Source organism: Fructilactobacillus florum DSM 22689 = JCM 16035 (assembly GCF_001436645.1).
Lineage (GTDB): Bacteria > Bacillota > Bacilli > Lactobacillales > Lactobacillaceae > Fructilactobacillus > Fructilactobacillus florum.
On record NZ_AYZI01000044.1, the window covers coordinates 1 to 387 of the forward strand.

At 43.2% G+C, this 387-nt stretch carries 1 pseudogene; it reads right to left on the bottom strand.

The features are described 5' to 3' along the window. Positions 1-387 (bottom strand): annotated as a pseudogene (locus FC87_RS07050) (KxYKxGKxW signal peptide domain-containing protein); the annotation flags it as partial.

Below are 387 nucleotides of genomic sequence, written 5' to 3' on the forward strand. Positions count from 1 at the left end.
AAACTGAAATTGATCCACTTACCGATTGAGAGTCAGACTGTGAGCTTGAATCAGAAGTTGACGCACTTTCAGAACTTGAAGTTGACCCACTTGCGGACTGCGACGTACTTGTCGATGCAAATGACTCACTTAGCGAAACTGAACTGCTCTTAGAATCTGAAGTAGACGCTGAAGATGCAATTGATTGTGACTTGGACTGCAAAATTGAGTCAGATGTTGATGTAGATTCGGAATCTGCAGTTGACTGTGACTCAGACTGTGAACTTAAATCCGATGTTGACGTACTGTCAGAAACTGATGTTGAGCCACTTACGGACTGAGATGTACTCGTCGATGAAGTCGACTCACTTAGCGAGACCGAAATACTCTTAGAGTCTGAAGTAGATT